A 16960-nucleotide genomic window follows, 5' to 3' on the forward strand; every position below is an offset into this window, starting at 1 on the left:
GGGGAAGAGGCCTCGCCCGAGAACCTACCGGCCGCTCAGAACTCGATGAGCCCGGCCCACGGGCGCAGCAGGCTCGCGCGCGCCAGATCCGCCGGAACGGTCTCGTCGCAGACCGGCGGGACCCCGGCCACGAGCTGGGCCAGGCGCGGCAGGCTCACCGGGACGCCACGCGCACCGCCCGAACGCACGCGGGCACGGCCGCCCTCCAGCGTCAGGACCCACGTCCCGGTATTGGCCGGCGCCAGGGGGTCGGCGACGTCCAGGCACCACCGCCCCTCGACGTCGTCGGGCCACCCCCGGCCCTCCAGCGCCCGCACGACGTCGATGACTCGCAGCATGGGCATGGAGCACTCCCGCACCCGCAGCCGGTCGGGGGACCAGCGGATCAGGTCGTCGTTCCCGCCGCCCCACACCTCGATGCGCGGCCCGCCGGCCTCTGCCGCCTCGGCACCGAGCGCGGCCAGCGCCGTCGTCCACGCACCGGCGTCGGCGGCGCGCAGGAAGTGGACGACCAGGCGCCCGGGGAGCCGCTCGAGGCGCAGCATGCCGACGACCCGGCCGGCGCGCTCCAGCACGACGTCGCGCACGCCGTCGTCCGCGGGCGGCGCCGGGCTGAGGGCGCCCTCGAGATGGCGCGACAGCGGGCCGAGCACGTCCTCGCCGACGCGGGGCCCGCGCAGGCGCACCGTCGGGTCCGCGGCGGCGTTCTCGACGACGGCGCGCGCCACTTCCCGCAGCTCCAGGCAGCCCACAGCCTCGTACCCCAGGCACCGGTAGAACAGGGGCGCAGCGGGGTGGACCAGGGAGATGGCGGAGCCGCTCGCGCGCTCGTCGGTGAGCAGCCTGCCGAGGAGCCCGCGGGCGACGCCGCGCCCCCGGTGGCGCAGGTCGACGGCCACATCGAGCAGGCCGTGCGCGGGCAGCGCCCGACCGCCGATCCTCACAGTCATCGGCAGGGAGCCGGCCATGGCGACCGGGAGGCCGCCGGGGTCGAGGGCGCCCATGACGCACGGCCCGCCGCCCGCGGGCGCCCGCGCGATCGGGCCGCACCGGGAACGGCCGGGAGGCCGGCGCTGGACGGCGAGGTACTCGCGCCCGGCCTCCTCTCCCAGGGGCCGGAACGTGAATCCGCCCGCGAGAACCGCCGTCGATGACGTCGCGCTCACTGCCACTCCCCTTCGCTCGACACCACTGGCTGCGCTGCCAGAGCCGTGAGGGCGCCCAATGCGACCCACTATGGATAAAGTCGCATCCCGACAAAAGTTTGTCAACGCTCTTGACGAAGCATGCGAACATGCAGTATTCTCATAGCGCACGTCTCTGTGGAACCCGTTACCGTGGCCCTAACGCCCACGGACGGAGGACACGGTGACAGGCAGGATGGGAGTTGGTCCCGAGCGAATCCGGGAGCTCAACTCCCTGCAGATCCTCCACTGGCTCGTCGATGGCGGTGAGGCCACTGCTACTGAGATCGCCGATCACTGCGGCCTGTCCCGAACCAGCGTCAACGCCGCTCTGGCCAACCTCCGCGAGCTGGGCTGGATCACCACGCTCGAGGCGGTCACGGGCATGACCGGCGGACGACCGGCGCGACGATACCGGTTCCGCAGCGAGGGCGCCGTCGTCCTGGGCGCTGACGTCGGTGTGCGCCACGTCGAGGTCCTGCTCGCGGATCTGGCGGGGACGGCGCTGGCCCGGTGCTCCCAGGACGTCGAGCCCGGCCTCGACCCGCCGGCCCGGCTCGCGGTCCTGGACCGGCTCATCGCCGAAGCGCTCGCGCGGGCCCGGCTGCGCGCCGACGACGTGCACGCCCTGACCGTCGCCGTCTCCGCCGCCCTCGAGGAGCCGGGGCGCACGGCCTCCCGCACGCCGCCGCCCCAGTGGCACGAGATCGACCTGGTGACGCGCCTGAGGGCCAGCTTCGCGTGCCCGGTGCGGGTCGGCAACAGCTGCAGGCCCGCGCTGCTGGCCGAGGTGCAGCACGGTCAGGCGGCCGGGTACTCCGACGTCGTCCACATCCTCGCCGGCCGGCGCACCGGCGCGGCAATCATGAGCCAGGGCAGGGTGATCGAGGGGTCAGCCGGAGCGGCCGGGGAGATCGGAGGGCTCAAGGTCCTGCGGTGGGAGCGCGCCGTCCGGGACCTGACCGCGCACCCGCGCCTGCCGGAGCTGGAGGATGCGGGCGAGCGCATCGCCTGGGTCGTGCGCGCCGCGCGAGACGGGGACGCCGAGGCGGCCTCCTGCGTGCGCACCTACGCCCGGGACCTGGCCACCGGAGCCGCCGCGCTCGTGCTCGCCGTGGATCCCGCCATTGTGGTGCTGGGAGGCGAGATGGCGCCGAGCGCGGACCTGTGGCTGGAGCACTTCACGCGCGCCCTGGCGCGCCTCGTCCCGCGCATGCCCGTCGTCAGGGTCTCGACGCTCGGGCGCGAGGCCGTCGTCCGCGGAGCCGCGCGGCGCGCCGCCCTCGACGTGCGCGACCGGTACTTCGGGGACTCCCTGGAGGCCGCCCCCAGGAGGTGACGCCCCTGCAGCGCGACTCCTGCGTCGAGATAGACATTTTCGTACGAGGTCGGCGGTGTCACCGTCTACCTCGTACGAAAATGTCTATCTCGACGCGGCGGGCCAGCACCGGCGCGCCCGCCGCCTGCTACTCGAAGCGCATGAGGGCCTCGAGCATCCGCGGATCCTGATGGGTGAAGCCGGCGTTGGGGGTCCTCCTGTCCAGGGCGGCGATGGCGGCCATCTCGTCGTCGGTGAGCGTGAAGCCGAAGACGTCGAGGTTGGCGCGCAGGCGCTCGACGTGCGTGGACTTGGCCACGAGCGCGGCGCCGCGCTGAACGAGCCAGCGGATCATGACCTGCGGGACGCTCACGTCATGGGCCTCGGCAATGGCGACGAGGACCGGATCCTCGCGGATCGCCGTGTTGCCCTGGCCCAGCGGGCCCCAGGCCTGGAGCACGGTGCCGTGGCGGCCCATGAGCTCCTGCATGTCGACCTGCTGGTTGTAGGGGTGGGTCTCGCGCTGGTTGACCGCCGGGACGGTGTCGGTGTGGGTGACGAGGTCGAGGTAGCGGTCCGGGTAGAAGTTGGACACCCCGATGGCGCGCACGAGCCCGTCCCCCAGGGCCTTCTCCATGTCCCTCCAGGCGGCGTAGTAGTCGTCGAAGGGCTGGTGCACGAGGTAGAGTGAGGTAGTCCAGGCCCAGGTTGTCCAGGAAGACCCTGAGGGCGTCCAGGGTCCTGCCCTCGCCGTGGTCCTTGAACCAGAGCTTGGTGGTGATGAACAGCTCCTCGCGGGGCACGTCCAGCTCCGCCAGGGCCCGGCCGACGGCCTCCTCGTTGTAGTAGCGCGAGGCGGTGTCGATGAGGCGGTAGCCGGCCTCGACGGCCGCCGGCACGATCTCGCGGACCTGGGCGTCGTCCATCTGGAAGACGCCGAGCCCGACGACGGGCATCTCGCCGCCGCTGTTGAGGGAGACGGTCTGCACGGCCGTCGGGCCGGTCGCGCGTGTCATGGACGTCATGGTCACTGCTCCTTCCGGCCCCCGGCGAGAACGGCGATATTGATGTCGAAGGTGCCCAGAACGCCCACGAGGGTGAAGTACATGCGCGCGAACATCTCCGCGGCCCGGGCGCCGGTGATGTCGCCCAGGTCGATGACCCGGTCCTCCGGCCAGCCGAGCTCGCCGAGAATACCGCGGACGACGCGCTTGGCGTCCTCGTCGTCCCCGGCCACGAAGATGTTGTGGTGGCCGGGCACCCGCGCCGGGTCGACCATCACCTCGGCGTAGGTGGTGTTGAGCGACTTGACCACCCTGGCGCCCGGGAGCTCGCGCTGGAGCTGCTCGGCGAGGGAGTCGGTGTTGACCACGGTGAGAGTGGGCGGCAGCCCCCGGGACAGGTCCAGCGGCTGGGCCACATCGAGAACGATCTTGCCGTCGAGCCGCTCGGCGCCAATGCTCCGGAAGGCCTCCAGCGAGACGCGGCCTGCCGTGGCGTTGACGACGAGCTCGGCGCCTGCGGCGGCGTCGGGCATGGTGGCCAGGCCGATATCGGGGTGCTCGCCCCGCCACTGGGAGAAGGGCGGGGCGCCCATCTGGTTGGGCTCGGTGCGGGCGAGCGTGGCCTCGACGTCACGGGTGCCGATGGTGACCTCGTGACCGGTTTCGGCGAGCTTGGCGGCCAGGACGCGCCCCACCATTCCGGTGCCGATGACTGCGATTCTCATTAATGCCTGCTTTCTGTGCTTGCGTACCTGTACGATCATTTCCAGGCCACTCCCGCGCGCCTCACCAGGGCAGCTGCTTGCCGTCGCGGAAGAAGAGCCCGGTGGGGCCGTCGTCGGGCAGCGTGGCCGCCCAGACCAGGCCCTTGGCGCTCTCGGCGGCGGGGCGGCCGAATCCCGCCCCGGGACGGCTGGCGGTCACGCCGGGACACACGGCGTTGACCAGGATGCGGCTGGAGCGGAAGTCCTTGGCCATCTTGATGGTCACAGCGTTGAGCGCCGTCTTGGTGATCCCATAGGCGGTGATCGACGCATCGCCGGAGCCCGGCAGGGCCAGGCCGGGGTAGTTGACCAGCCCGAAATCCGGGTCCCAGAAGGAGCCCGCCCCGCTGGAGACGTTGACGACCCTGGCGTGGTCGCTCGCGGCGAGCAGGCCGAAGAGGTGCTTGGCGACGCGCCAGGGCCCGACCACGTTGGTCTCGAGCTCCCGGCTCAGCTCCTCCAGGTCCTTCTGGGCGATCGTGCCCAAGGGGATCATGAGGACGGCGTTGTTGATGAGCACGTCCAGGCGGCCGTGCTCGGCCTCGACGGCGCGCGCCGCCGCCACGACGCTGTCGTCGTCGGTCAGGTCCAGGCGCAGCGCGGAGGCGCTCAGGCCCTGCGCGACGAGCTCCTGCGCCAGGGGCTCGACCTGCTCCAGACGCCGGGCGGTGAGGATGACGTGATGGCCCTTCTCCGCCAGCTGTCGGGACGCCTCGTAGCCGAGTCCGCCCTTGCGCCCGGCGCCGGTGATCAGTGCGATTCTCATACTCTCGTCCTCTCTCATTCGGACCTCAGCCGGCCTCGCTGACGGGGATGACCTCGACGCAGGCGGCGCGCACCCGCTCGCTCAGCTCCATCGGCAGGTACGGGCTGCCGGCGTACTTCTTGGAGTAGGCGTCGTCGATGATGCCTGCCCAGGACTCGGGGGCGGGGGCGAAGTCGACGTTGTACGTCCTGCCCCCGGACTTGACGATCCCGGCCCGCTGCTCAATGGCCGCCCGGTACCATCGGCCGCTGGTGCCGCTGTAGGAGCGCACGAACAGCCTGCCCTCCACAATGACCGACCAGATCCATGTGGGAGTTCCGGTGGTGACGCCGTCGGGGTGGAACGGCGCAATATGGAAGTCGTCGGCGGTACCGATGGCCCGAATGGCGTCCTCGCGCCATGTACTCATTGTCCTTTCCTCCTTCTCGCGGAGCTCTGCGGCCCGGCGCCCGCGATCCGCGGGGCTCCACGCGGGCCGGTCCGTCGTGCCGCGACCATGCAATCAGGGCGACCGCGGCCTGTGACAGATCCTGCTGAGAGGGGGACTCGCAGGGCGCCCCTCGCTGCGGCGTCGGGAATAATGGGACCGTGGACCCCCGAGCCGAGCTCCGCAGCTTCCTGGCGACGCGACGCGCCCGCCTGTCCCCGCAGGAGGTCGGTCTGACCGCGGCGGGAGGGCACCGCCGGGTTCCGGGCCTGCGGCGTGAGGAGGTCGCCCTGCTGGCCGGGGTGAGCGCCGAGTACTACACCCGCCTGGAAAGGGGGCGGGCCGGAGGCGTCTCGGACACGGTGCTCGACGCCATCGGCGAGGTGCTCCGGCTCGACGACGTCGAGCGCTCCCACCTGCGCAGACTCGCCCGCAGCGCCACAACGGGCCGGCGCGCCTCGGACCGGCCGGCGACGGCGGGCATCCGGCCGAGCCTGCAGTGGCCGCTCGATGCGATCGAGGGCGCCCCGGCATTCATCCGCGACGGCCGCCTCAACCTGCTGGGCGCCAACGAGCTGGGACGGCGGCTGTACTCGCCCCACTTCGACTCCCAGCAGAGCACGGGCGAGCCGGAGGACGCGCCCGATCATGCGCCCGGCGCGCCGAATATCGCTCGTTTCGTCTTCCTGGACGAGCGCGCGCCCGCCTTCTACACGGACTGGGACAAGGTGGCCGGCGACATTGTGGCCACCATGCACGCCGAGGCGGGGCGCGTGCCCGGGGACCGCGGCCTCCTCGACCTGGTGGTCGAGCTGTGCACGGGCAACCCCCGCTTTCGCGGGCTGTGGGAGACGCAGGACGTCATGGAGCAGCGGGCGGGCGTCCTGCGTCTGCACCACCCCGACGTCGGGGACCTGGAGGTGTGCATGGAGGCCACCCCTTTGGCGGCGGACCCCGGGCTGACTCTGGTGGTCCTCCCGGTCGCCCCCCACTCGCCCGCCGCCCGGACGCTGGGCCTGCTCAGGACCGCCGCGCGCAAGACCTGAGTACCGGCCCGTCGTCACCGACTCATGAGACGGCGGGCGGTGCAGCCCTCTTCACCGAGATCGGTCGTATTCCGCGCCGCGATCGGTCCGAGGCGCCTGCTGACCGCACCAACCGGCTCCTCGAGCCCCTTCGGGAGATGCTGCGGGGAGTCCGCAGCGGGCCTCGATGCCTCCGGGATCAGGTGGGCCGTCAACATCGGCAGCCGGGGGCGACCTTCCGGGCGCCAGCGGCCGCATGAGCGGCCCGGGCGCGCGAGAGCGGGACGGCGATGTTCGCTGGGCGAGTCCTGGAGAATCTCGCCCCCGCCCCGCGGCCGTGCGGGTGACGGCATGCCGGGCCGCCCCGCGCCGTGCCTCAGATGCCGCGGGCGGACATGACGCCGTCGATCGCCCGGAGCTCCTCGAGGACCTCGGCGCTGATCCCGCCCTCGACGTCCACCAGCGTGACCGCCAGCTCGCCGCGCGACTTGTTGAGCAGGTTGGCGATATTCTGCCCGCGGCGGGCCACGATCGTGGAGACCTGGCCGACCATGTTGGGCACATTGCGGTTGACGATGACGAAGCGGTGCGTGCCCTCCTGGCGCGCCATGACGGCCTCGGGGAAGTTGACCGAGTTGTGGACCTGGCCGTCCTCGAGGAAGCCGCGCAGCGCATCGACGGCCATCATGGCGCAGTTGCGCTCGGCCTCCTTGGTGGAGGCGCCCAGGTGCGGCAGCGAGATGCACTTGGGGTGCTTGTGGACCAGCGTGGAGGGGAAGTCGCACACGTAGCCGCCCAGGGTCCTCTCGTCCAGGGCGGCCACGACGGCGTCGGTGTCGACGATCTCGGCGCGCGCGAAGTTGAGCAGCACCGCGGTCTCCTTCATGAGGGCGACGCGCTGGGTGGACACCAGCCCGCGGGTCGCGTCGATGAGCGGGACGTGGATGGTCAGGATGTCCGCCCGCCGGAAGACCTCCTCGATGGACTCGGCGCGCTCGACCTCCGCGCTCAGGTGCCAGGCGTGCTCCACGCTGATGCCCGGGTCGAAGCCGACGACATTAAGCCCCAGGCCGAGGGCGGCGTTGGAGACCTGGACGCCGATGGCGCCCAGCCCGACCACGCCCAGGGTGCGGCCGGGCAGCTCGAAGCCGACGAACTGCTTCTTGCCGGCCTCGACGGCGGCCGCGATGGCGGCGTCGTCGCCCTGAAGGGTGTGGGCGAAGCGGGCGGCCGGAATGAGGTTGCGCGAGGCGATGAACAGGCCCGCCAGGACCAGCTCCTTGACGGCGTTGGCGTTGGCGCCCGGCGTGTTGAACACCGGCACGCCCCGTTCGGTCATGGCGGCGACCGGGATGTTGTTGGTACCGGCGCCGGCACGGGCGATGGCCAGGACGGTCTCGGGGATGGGCGCGTCGTGGAGCTTGGCCGAACGCACCAGGAGCGCGTCGGGGTCGGCCAGGGAGCCGCCGACGTCGTAGAGGTCGTCGGGGAAGCGGGAGAGTCCCGCGCCGGAGATGGCGTTGAGGGTCTGGACGCGGAACTGCTTGCGGGTGGTCATGGGGTCCTTCGCTGGGGTGCGGGGTTGCGGGTTCGGGTCGGGCGGGCTCAGGCGCGGGTGCGCTCGAACTCGGCCATGTAGTCGATGAGGGCGGTCACGCCCTCGACGGGCATGGCGTTGTAGATGGAGGCGCGCATGCCGCCGACGCTGCGGTGGCCCTTGAGGCCCGTCAGGCCCGCGGCCGCGGCGCCGGCGAGGAAGTCGGCGTCGAGGGCCGGGTCGGCCAGGGTGAAGGGGATGTTCATCCAGGAGCGGGAGCGGGGCTCGACCGGGTTGGTGTAGAAGTCGGAGGCGTCGATGGCCCCGTACAGGAGGGTGGCCTTGGCGCTGTTGCGCTCTCCCATGGCGGCCAGGCCGCCGGTGTCCTCGATCCAGTGGAGGATGAGGCCCAGCAGGTAGATGGAGAAGGTCGGGGGCGTGTTGAGCATGGAGTCCTTGGCGGCCATGACCGTCCAGTCCCAGATGGCGGGCACGTCCGGGCGGGCGCGCCCCAGCAGGTCCTCGCGGACGATGACGACGGCCAGGCCCGCCGGCCCCAGGTTCTTCTGGGCGCCGCCGTAGATGACGCCGAAGCGGGAGACGTCGAGGGGGCGCGAGAGGTAGGCGGAAGAGAAGTCGGCGACGAGGGGCGCGCCCCCGGCGTCGGGAATGTAGGGGAGCTCGACGCCGCCAATGGTCTCGTTGGGGGTGTAGTGGAGGTAGCGGGCGCTATCGGGCACGGTGAAGGAGCCGGGCGCGGGGGTGGTGGTGTAGGAGGAGGCGGCCTCGTCGACGACGACCTCGACGACGACGCCCTGGCGGCGGGCCTCCTTGATGGCCTTGGCGGACCACTGGCCGGTGTTCAGGAAGGCGGCGGTGTCGCCGGGGGCGGTGAGGTTGGCGGGGATGGCGGAGAACTGGCCGGTGGCGCCGCCGGCGAGGAAGAGGACGCGGTAGTTCTCCGGAATGCCGGCGACAGAGCGCAGGGCGGCCTCGGCATCGGCGGCGCACTCAACGAAGTCCCTGCCGCGGTGGGAGACCTCGAGCACGCTCATGCCGGAGCCCCGCCAGTCTGTGAGCTCGGAGGCGGCCCGCTCGAGGACGGGCAGGGGGAGCTGGGCGGGACCGGCGGAGAAGTTGTACACGCGCATGTCTCACGATAACCCGTGCACAGGGCGGGCAGCCGCGCCGTCTCACGGGGCAGGCCGCGTCCGGCGGGCCGGGCGGGGCCGCTGGACGTTCGCCCGGAGTCGCGATGTCCTGGACGGTGAGGCCCTGACTGTGCAGGACACTCACAGCATGGCGCAAGGCGTCAGCGGCAGCGCGCCCAGCGCTCTCGGCCTCCTCGGCCCGTAGCCCCCGCCGATTGCTTACTACGCTCCTTTGTCCCTTACTACGCTCCTTTTCCTCGTACAGTAAGGAACAAAGGAGCGTAGTAAGCGAGTAGAGGGCGCGGCGGGGCGCGCTCACAGCCATGCCCCACCGCAACCGCAGTACTCTGTCGCTCCCGACCGGAGACCACGAGAGCACCCTCACACCCCCGACGTGCGCGGGGCAAACTGGGGGAGCCGGCTGGTCCTGCAGGCGGTCAGGCCTCTACCCCCGCGTGCGCGGGGCAAACCGGCCACGTTCAGCTTGGCGTAGGTCATGCTGCCCTCTACCCCCGCGTGCGCGGGGCAAACCGGCGGCGGCCGCCCCTGGGTGTGGCGTTCTTGCCTCTACCCCCGCGTGCGCGGGGCAAACTCACGACTCCCGAGGTGAAGGCCAATATCGGCGCCTCTACCCCCGCGTGCGCGGGGCAAACCGTGCGAAACCGTACAATACAGCGGGATCTTACTCCCGCGCGCCTCGCTTCTCATTCACTGCCAACCCGCTGGCTTCCTCCGGAACGAGACACACGCCGTCCAAGACCACTGGGCCGGCAACAGCCTCATCGAAGATGACCGTGAGGTGAGCGGCGCCGCCCGGCTCGCACGCATCAGGCCCGACCGATGCTCGCGCCTGCGCATGACGCCCCACCCATACCAGGCGCACACCCAGCCGGTCCGCAAGCGCTCGTACCCGCTCGACCGCAACCTCCGACTCCATCTCGACGGGCACGATCGAGGTCCATGCCGACGTCGGCGCGGTCGCAGCGCGCACCACCCTCGGCAGCGAGGCCAGCTCGCGCAGCTCTGAGGGCCGCACCTTCACAACACCACTGCGCACGGCCAGAGTGATCTCGCCCGGTACTCCACCCGCCTGCAGCACGAACCCGCGCAGCACGGGCGCCCTTCGTCGTCCGACCTCCCCGAAGAGCGGCAGCACCCACTCCAGAGCCGGCACCTGCCCCCGCAGCTGATCGACAATGGTCGCCGCGTCAGCCGCGCCCACGGTGACTCCGCCCGACCGTCCCCCGGGAAAGCGATACAGGACCGCGTCGGCGAGCACATCCCACGGCGCCGAGGCCATCACCCGCGCGCCAGCACCAGCCTGCCGATACCTCGCAGTAGGGCGCACGTCAAGAGGCGGATGGGTACCGGTTACGCGGCTGCGCCTGCGCTGCTCCTCGCGCTCGTCAAGGGCGCGCAGCAGCTCCGGGGTCGCCACCCTCAAGGCACACTCCCCGTTCTCATCGGGAATCCACCGGTCGTGAGCCTCCGGCGGCTCCTGGACGCCCTCCACCACGTCGAGGATCACCGGCGACGTCGGCCGGCCCAGGTAGGCCACCCTTCGGGCGACCCGCTGCAATCCCTCCACATCCACGTCCTGCGCGTCATCGAAGACCCACCGCACGACGTCGTCGGGCCCCGCCCCGATCAGGGTGCCGCACTCAGAATTCTTGAGGTCCTTGCTCGCAAAACGAGAGTTAACATCGATAATACCGGTCACCCTCCCTCGGTTATCGAGCTTGACCTCATTATTGACAGGCACCCAGCGTCCGTAACCGACCCGGCGCACTCCGGCGCGAGGCGCCGAGATCCTGGGGGGCGACAAGAAGAAAAGACTCTCCGCAGCGCCCACCCCGTTCCCGCTTTCGTGCGCCGCCGCCAGAAACGCAGCGGCCAGACGAGCCGGGGCGGGAGGCCACTCCGGTCCCCCGTCGCGGTCGTGGGCGTTGAACTCACCTGCCGGGAAGCGCGCCGTCACAGTAAAGGCCGTCATGACTCGGTACTGCCGTCAATGGCGATAATGATCTTGCCCAGAGCGGAGTCATCCATAATGTGGGCCGTTTCCGGCTTCTTCCACCCGGCCTCGGCACCGAGCTCACGTACCAGGGCAGCCAGCTCGTCGACGTCGGGCAGCCCCAGAGGCTCCGGAGCAGCGCCATGACGCGCCACCCGCGCCTCCAGCCCGGGCTCAAGCAGACGCAACTCCGCGCCGGCCCGCAGCGAGAGGTTCTGGTGGTGCAGAAGATAGAGCAGGAGCGTGAGGGCCACCGTGAGCGAGCGCGCCGGCTCCGGCTGCTTGAATCTGAAGGTCCGCAGTCCCGTGAAGGAGAAGAAGGCGTGACTCTCAATGGTGCGGTACGTCAGGTCCGACGGCGTCGGCCGGTCTTTCTTCTTCCCGGTCAGGTCGGTCGGCGGAAGGGAACCCAGCCCCACGGTCGAAAGCTTGTTTCCCCCGATCTTCGTCTCGGCATCGACGGCGGCAAAAAGGGCATCAACCTTACCGGCCATGCGGCGCCGCTCCTCAACACCCGTTGCAATGAACTCGGCGGTGAACAGGCGCGCAGAACGAGAGTCCGCAGGATTCATGACGTAGTAGCCGAGGTACTCGTCGCGCCCTTTCTCAATCTCGTTGCCCTTCCCGTCGGAGGAAGACTTCTTGTTGGCCTTGCCGGCCGCCTTCTGGGAGCGCTTGGTCTGCGAGTGCCACCAGCCGAAGGGGATTGCCGTCGGGAAGCCGGTCAGGAGGGCATCGGGCTTCTCACGCGTGGCCTGCTGGATCCCGTCAAAATCGACGCCGGCCTTCCGCAGCTCGTCCCGCGCCAGCCGCCAGGTCGTATCGGCCTGCCGGTGGGAGAGCTCGACCGAGGTGGTGAGCAGCCGGCCTCTCTCGTCGACGAAGGTCACGAGCGGGAAGTTCAGGTAGTCGGCGAGGGCCTGACCGCGAAACCGTCCCGCCAGGAGCGCCTCGCAGCGCGAGGCCACCGAGCCCCAGGAGTCGATGGTGGCGGCCGGCTCGCCATCGGCGGTGGTGAAGATGCCGACGACCCTCCCGTCCTGCCGGATCGTCCCGGCCGGCGGGGTGACGGTCGGCCCGGTGAGGGACTCGTACCGGCCGGTGAGGGACAGGCCCGCGACCGCGGGATCGGAGGCGAGATCGACGAGCTGGCTGTGAAGCTCTGATGCGGTGGTCATGAATGGGCTCCTTCAACGAGGTCCGGAATAGTGCGGTGAGCAGAGGAAGATCGAGCAGGCTGGCAGGCTCACAGGACGATCGGCATGCCGTAGCCGAAGGCCTTCCCGCGCCCAATCCCACGGGTGTAGGCATCGCAGCCCTCAGCGAGACCGGTGATAGTGGCGGTGAGGTCCCGCACCGTGAAGGACCGTCCCCTGGGCGGATCGGCCCTCCGACCGGCCTCGGTGCGTCGAGTGCGCCGCGAACGGGGCCGCCCGGCGGGCGATCCCACCCTCCACCGCTCGGAGGCGACGACGGCGTCGGCCTCGATGCCGCGACGGGCCAGCAGGCCCCGGGCCCAGGCCTCGGCCTCCTCGTCGAAGACAGGACGGGAGTGACTACGGCCCTCGGGGTCCTGGTGGCGCTTCTCGGCCACGACCCGCACGGTGAAGCGCTGTCCGACGGCGAAGGCGTCCGGCGCCTCGATGTGCTCGGCGCCGTCGATATCGAAGGGGGCGCGGAACAGGATCGCAGCATGCCCGCTGCGCCCGCCGACGTCGGTGGGCAGTGCCAGGCGGTAGAGGACGCCGAGGTCCGCGCGGGCGGCCCGGGAGGCGCCCGCCAGGTCCGGGAGGAAGGACATGGCAAGACGATGGATGCCGTCGGGGCCGCCCAGGTGCGGCAGGGCCCGGGCCAGAGGCAGGGTGATGATCTGGTCAGGCACGGGATCCTCCTCGGACATCAGCGGCGGTCTCCTGCCTCGCGGGAGCCAGGAAGGTGATCCTGGCGGACCCCTCGGTGGACTGGATCGCCGAACTCCACCTCGGCCAGGGCAGGTGAGCCGGCGGCGACTCATGAAGGTCGACGATCGTGGTGACGGTCAGGGGCACGGGGTTAAGCACCCAGGTGAACACCTTGCGCGAGCCCGACATCGCCTGCTGTGCGGGCTGAAGGAGGAGCTGTCCGCAGAAGGCCAGCAGATCGATGAGCGGGTGGACATCGCACTTCTCCGAGCCGCTCGTGAGCCGCGGGGTGGGCTGGGCGGCGGAGAACCGCAGCCCCGGCTTGGCCTCGGCCACGGCCAGGCGCCCGTCGAGCAGACGGGCGATCTCAACCACAGCGGCGGCATCCCGGGCGGCCTCACGCGTTTCCGCTCCGAGCAGGGCCCAGGTGTCCTGCACTGACTTGGCGGTGTAGCTCTTGCCGCTGAGCAGCGTGAGCGCCGCGGAGCGCACCCGGACGTCTGGCTCCTTGACAGGCCCCGATGACGCCGACAGGTCGTAGGTCTGGACAATGCCGGACCCGGCGAGCACAGCCGACTCCCGGCAAGCCTCCCACGCCGCACGGGCCAGCGCATTGGCGACCGTCCGGCTCGGCGTCGTCGTCTGGTACTCCTTCGGCTTCAGCGCCTGGAGCTCTTGCGGCATCCGGCTCTCCAGGTCCCACGTGCCGGCAACCAGGGCCTCCGCGGCGACCTGCGCCAGAGCCTCCGCATCGCCGTCCCAGGTGAGCACCGGCACCGCCCAGTCGCCCTCGAAGTGGAGCGTGGCCCCGGGAAGAAGAGAGGCCAGCCCCCAGCAGGCCAGGACGTGGGCGGGGCGGTGCCCAGACAGGGCCGCGAGCGGGTGCTGGTGGTCAGTCGGCCGCTCAGCCGGTGCGGACATCTCACTCATCTCGCTCATGGTCTTCCTGCTCCTTCCGGGAGACCTCCCAGTCGGCGAGCCGCAGGACGGCCTCGGTCAGGGCCAGCCCGTAGGGGCCGTAGCGCTCGTTGAGCCGGTGGAAGGACTCGATCTGCGCGGCCCACCGGGAGCAGGCGGGATCCAGGTAGGGCTCGCCCGCACCGTCGTCCTGCGGGCAGATGGGCCCTGGCCCGCGGTAGAGGCCGTGGTGGGTGAGGATGAGGTGGCGCACCAGTTCGACGTCGTGGGGCCGCAGGGTCCCGGCGGCGACCGTCTCGTCGAGCACCCGCGCCGAGGCCGCCTCGTGCCGCCAGCCCCGGGGGACCCCGGCGAGCGCGGTCGAGCGCCGCCACAGGCGCCGGGGCAGCGCGGACTTGGCCAGCGGCACCGATGCCGCGCCGTCCTCGTCCCCTTCCGCGAAGGTGAGCCAGCCGTCCTCCTCCTTCATCCGCAGGGCGGACTGGAAGGCGCCGAGCTCGGCCTTGCCGGCATCGTGATAGGCGCCTGCCATGGCGATGTCGCCCACCACGTCCTCGGGCAGGCCGATGGCGCGCGCCCACCGCCTCGCGCACTCGCTCACGTCACGGCTGTGCTCCTTCAGCGGGACGGCGCGGAGCAGCTCCTGGCCCGCCGGTCGGGCGAGGCAGAGGCGCAGCCAGGGGTACTCAGAGTCCTCGCCCAGAATGTCGGCGGTCAGTACCCAGCCCTCGGGGGCGGTGACCTCCTCGACGATCTCGCGCAGAGTGTCGGCACGCGTCCGCCCCTCGACGTCGGCCTCCCCGCCGAGGTCGGTGAGAATGACGCGCGGCACCCCGGCACCCTCTCCGGACAGGGCCTCGGCCTCCACCTTCTCACGCAGGTCCTCGAGGTCCGCCCCCGGCAGGAGCAGGCGGTCGGACAGGTCCTTCCCGGCGCCAGCGATCCCGAGGACACCCTCGGCCGCGCGCGAGTCGATGACCAGGACGGCGCCGGGACTCACGGCCTTCGCCTCGCGCGCTTCCGTCAGCACCCGGGGCGGCTCCTCGCGGACCGGGTCGAGCGCAATGACCGGGGCCGTCCTGAGGGCGGCCTGAACCGCCCTGCGCGTGTCGGCCATCCGCAGCGTCCAGCCCTCGGCCCGCAGGTCGGGTGGGAAGTCCTCAAGATCGGCCAGGAGCGGCCCCTCGGCCACAAGGTCGACACGGTTCCGGACGACGACGGTGACCTCGGCCCGCGGGTCGGCGAGCTCGCGGATCCAGGGCGCCACCGGCGAGTCGTTCCTGGAGCCGGCCGTGCGCAGGTAGGCGCGCAGCACGGTCGGCGGGATGACGACCGGAACCTGCTGGGGGCGGCGAAGCGCCGCGGGGTCGCTCGCCTCGCGCAGACGCCTCACCGCCTCCCCGAGCACGGGCGCGTCCGCAATGAGCCGGGCGACGGCGTCGGCGGCGTCCCCGTGAATGGGATCGGACCCGCTGGCCGCGCGGATGATCGTCACCGAACCGTCCTGGCGCGCACCCACGCGGTTGACGCGGCCGAGCCGCTGGGTAAGTGAGTCCGCGCCGCAGGCCTGGGTGATGAGGTGGGTGAAGTCCAGGTCGGCCCCCACCTCGAGGGTGGAGGTGGCCACGACGACGACGGGCCCGGCCTGGGCCCGGTTCTCGCTCCCGGTGCGGTACGGCTCGAGCCGGTCGACGACGGTCCGGGTGAAGCGCTCCGGCATGCCGCCGGTGAGCAGCTCCAGGGCGACGCCGCTGCGCCTGCACGGCCTGCTGAGTCTGGTCATGACAGCCTTGGCGTCGGCGACCGTGGTGCAGAAGACGACCAGGCTGTTCCCGTTGCCGAGCTCCGGCACGATTCCCGCAGCCGCCTCGGTCACGGCCTTGACACTGCTCCCCCCGGTCTCGGTCAGCGTGACGGCTATGGCGTCCCGGGCCCGGCGACGCCGTGCCAGCGCCGGGTCGCGCCGCTCCTCCTCGTCCGCGTCCCAGATGAGCGCACCGTCGGCCCCGCCGCCGGGGGTGGCGCTCATGGCCATGACCCGCAGCCCCGGAACAGCGCCGCCGAACCGGTCCTCGAGCACCGACTCGTACGTCTGAAGCGTTTCCAGGGTGGTGTGCGCCTGCGCCGACAGGTGCGCCTCGTCGAGCACCCACCAGGAGTCGAGCCCGGTCAGGGCCGCGTCGATGCTGCGGCGCCCGGCGGAGAGCTGGTAGCCGCGGAAGAGCAGACGGGAGCAGACCATGTCCAGGGTGCCGACCACGACGGCGGGGCGGGCAGGGCTGCGGGTGTGCTCGGTCAGGTCGGGCGTCAGGCCGCCCCGCAGCCTTCGCACCTCGAGGACCGGCTCGTCCGGGCCGAGGCCGAAGCGGCCGCGCAGGATGGAGGCGAGCGCCGCCAACGGGCCCTCGACGGCGCCGTTGACCAGGTCCGCCAGGTCGCAGGCGCTCCGGTGAGCGTCGTCGACGACGACCCTGCGGTCGACGACGATGTGCAGGCGCAGCGCGACCAGCCGGGCGCCACCGCTGTCGGCGTCGGCCGCGAGCGCGTGGAGCCAGGAGAGGAGCACGGCCAGGGTCTTGCCCATGCCGGTCGGGACGTCGAGGATGGGCGGAACATCGCCTGCGGCGAGGCGTTCGGCGAGCCGCTCCTGGTAAGCGCGGGGCTCGTACCCGGTGGCGGCGCGGAACACCGGCGGGAACTCCGGCAGCACAGGACAAACTCCTTTATTTACCAATAGAACGTTCGATCCCCCGATCACTCGGGGCTCGGTTCTCTTCGTCAACATGCCGAACCAAGAGAACTCCTCAACATCCGCACAGGTGGAGAGCCCGCGCAGACCACGGGGCATCGAGATGCAGGCTACACTACCGCCGTCTGCGTGTCACCTGTCTCTTCTATGAAGAGCGACGAAAGTGAGTCCATATGGCCGACGGAAGTGAGTGTTTGATCCC

At 71.3% G+C, this 16960-nt stretch carries 14 protein-coding genes and 1 pseudogene; 2 read left to right on the forward strand and 13 right to left on the reverse strand.

The features are described 5' to 3' along the window. Positions 1-35: 35 nt before the first annotated feature. Entirely contained in the window at positions 36-1166 is a 1131-nt protein-coding gene (locus tag AIF0345_RS16330) for a GNAT family N-acetyltransferase (RefSeq protein WP_285296749.1), read from the reverse strand. Between the two features lie 214 nt (positions 1167-1380). Here AIF0345_RS16330 and AIF0345_RS16335 point away from each other — a divergent pair, with 214 nt between their 5' ends. Then, positions 1381-2523, forward strand: a complete 1143-nt coding sequence (locus AIF0345_RS16335) for an ROK family transcriptional regulator (RefSeq protein ID WP_285296750.1) — start codon at positions 1381-1383, stop codon at positions 2521-2523. A 127-nt stretch (positions 2524-2650) separates the two neighbouring features. Here the strand turns inward: AIF0345_RS16335 and AIF0345_RS16340 are convergent, their stop codons facing one another. From AIF0345_RS16340 to AIF0345_RS16355, 5 genes and pseudogenes are all read right to left on the reverse strand, one after another. Next, positions 2651-3181: an aldo/keto reductase gene (locus AIF0345_RS16340; RefSeq protein WP_285296751.1), complete on the reverse strand. Its 531-nt coding sequence runs from the start codon at positions 3179-3181 to the stop codon at positions 2651-2653. A gap of 70 nt (positions 3182-3251) precedes the next feature. After that, positions 3252-3527: pseudogene (locus AIF0345_RS16780) on the reverse strand (aldo/keto reductase); the annotation flags it as partial. 2 nt (positions 3528-3529) lie between these two features. After that, the gene (locus AIF0345_RS16345; protein ID WP_285296752.1) at positions 3530-4231 is read right to left on the reverse strand and encodes an NADPH-dependent F420 reductase; all 702 of its coding nucleotides are present in this window, start codon (positions 4229-4231) and stop codon (positions 3530-3532) included. A gap of 61 nt (positions 4232-4292) precedes the next feature. After that, positions 4293-5036 carry an SDR family NAD(P)-dependent oxidoreductase gene (locus AIF0345_RS16350; RefSeq protein ID WP_285296753.1) on the reverse strand — a complete coding sequence of 248 codons (744 nt, stop codon included), beginning with the start codon at positions 5034-5036 and terminating at the stop codon, positions 4293-4295. A 25-nt stretch (positions 5037-5061) separates the two neighbouring features. After that, positions 5062-5445, reverse strand: coding sequence for a DUF2255 family protein (locus AIF0345_RS16355; protein ID WP_043560227.1), 384 nt, complete (start codon positions 5443-5445; stop codon positions 5062-5064). 179 nt (positions 5446-5624) lie between these two features. On the opposite strand from AIF0345_RS16355, the gene AIF0345_RS16360 reads away from it, so the two are divergent. Next, a complete protein-coding gene (locus AIF0345_RS16360) occupies positions 5625-6509 on the forward strand; it encodes a helix-turn-helix transcriptional regulator (RefSeq protein ID WP_285296754.1) in 885 nt (294 codons plus the stop codon). A 355-nt stretch (positions 6510-6864) separates the two neighbouring features. Here AIF0345_RS16360 and AIF0345_RS16365 read toward each other — a convergent pair whose 3' ends face one another. From AIF0345_RS16365 to cas3g, 7 genes are all read right to left on the reverse strand, one after another. After that, the gene (locus AIF0345_RS16365) at positions 6865-8046 is read right to left on the reverse strand and encodes a phosphoglycerate dehydrogenase (protein WP_268917698.1); all 1182 of its coding nucleotides are present in this window, start codon (positions 8044-8046) and stop codon (positions 6865-6867) included. Positions 8047-8093: 47 nt separating this feature from the next. Continuing rightward, positions 8094-9176: a 3-phosphoserine/phosphohydroxythreonine transaminase gene (gene serC, locus AIF0345_RS16370; RefSeq protein WP_285296755.1), complete on the reverse strand. Its 1083-nt coding sequence runs from the start codon at positions 9174-9176 to the stop codon at positions 8094-8096. 682 nt (positions 9177-9858) lie between these two features. Beyond that, positions 9859-11169: a type I-G CRISPR-associated protein Csb2 gene (csb2, locus tag AIF0345_RS16375; RefSeq protein ID WP_285296756.1), complete on the reverse strand. Its 1311-nt coding sequence runs from the start codon at positions 11167-11169 to the stop codon at positions 9859-9861. Continuing rightward, complete coding sequence (cas7g, locus tag AIF0345_RS16380; protein WP_285296757.1) at positions 11166-12368, reverse strand: type I-G CRISPR-associated RAMP protein Csb1/Cas7g; 1203 nt, start codon at positions 12366-12368, stop codon at positions 11166-11168. The genes csb2 and cas7g overlap by 4 nt, the downstream gene beginning before the upstream one ends. Positions 12369-12436: 68 nt before the next feature. After that, complete coding sequence (locus tag AIF0345_RS16385) at positions 12437-13072, reverse strand: type I-E CRISPR-associated protein Cas6/Cse3/CasE (protein WP_285296758.1); 636 nt, start codon at positions 13070-13072, stop codon at positions 12437-12439. Continuing rightward, entirely contained in the window at positions 13065-14030 is a 966-nt protein-coding gene (locus AIF0345_RS16390) for a hypothetical protein (protein WP_285296759.1), read from the reverse strand. The genes AIF0345_RS16385 and AIF0345_RS16390 overlap by 8 nt, the downstream gene beginning before the upstream one ends. Then, positions 14014-16719, reverse strand: coding sequence for a type I-G CRISPR-associated helicase/endonuclease Cas3g (gene cas3g / locus AIF0345_RS16395; protein WP_285296760.1), 2706 nt, complete (start codon positions 16717-16719; stop codon positions 14014-14016). The genes AIF0345_RS16390 and cas3g overlap by 17 nt, the downstream gene beginning before the upstream one ends. Between the last annotated feature and the right edge of the window lie 241 nt (positions 16720-16960).

The organism is Actinomyces israelii (genome assembly GCF_030253495.1).
Taxonomy (GTDB): Bacteria; Actinomycetota; Actinomycetes; order Actinomycetales; family Actinomycetaceae; genus Actinomyces; species Actinomyces israelii.

What these genes read in the sequence shown, in the direction of transcription:
- AIF0345_RS16335 (WP_285296750.1), top strand. Translation starts at nt 1,381, where the DNA reads ATGGGAGTTGGTCCCGAGCGAATCCGGGAGCTCAACTCCCTGCAGATC.
- AIF0345_RS16345 (WP_285296752.1), bottom strand. Translation starts at nt 4,231, where the DNA reads ATGAGAATCGCAGTCATCGGCACCGGAATGGTGGGGCGCGTCCTGGCC.
- AIF0345_RS16350 (WP_285296753.1), bottom strand. Translation starts at nt 5,036, where the DNA reads ATGAGAATCGCACTGATCACCGGCGCCGGGCGCAAGGGCGGACTCGGC.
- AIF0345_RS16355 (WP_043560227.1), bottom strand. Translation starts at nt 5,445, where the DNA reads ATGAGTACATGGCGCGAGGACGCCATTCGGGCCATCGGTACCGCCGAC.
- AIF0345_RS16365 (WP_268917698.1), bottom strand. Translation starts at nt 8,046, where the DNA reads ATGACCACCCGCAAGCAGTTCCGCGTCCAGACCCTCAACGCCATCTCC.
- serC (WP_285296755.1), bottom strand. Translation starts at nt 9,176, where the DNA reads ATGCGCGTGTACAACTTCTCCGCCGGTCCCGCCCAGCTCCCCCTGCCC.
- csb2 (WP_285296756.1), bottom strand. Translation starts at nt 11,169, where the DNA reads ATGACGGCCTTTACTGTGACGGCGCGCTTCCCGGCAGGTGAGTTCAAC.
- cas7g (WP_285296757.1), bottom strand. Translation starts at nt 12,368, where the DNA reads ATGACCACCGCATCAGAGCTTCACAGCCAGCTCGTCGATCTCGCCTCC.
- AIF0345_RS16390 (WP_285296759.1), bottom strand. Translation starts at nt 14,030, where the DNA reads ATGAGCGAGATGAGTGAGATGTCCGCACCGGCTGAGCGGCCGACTGAC.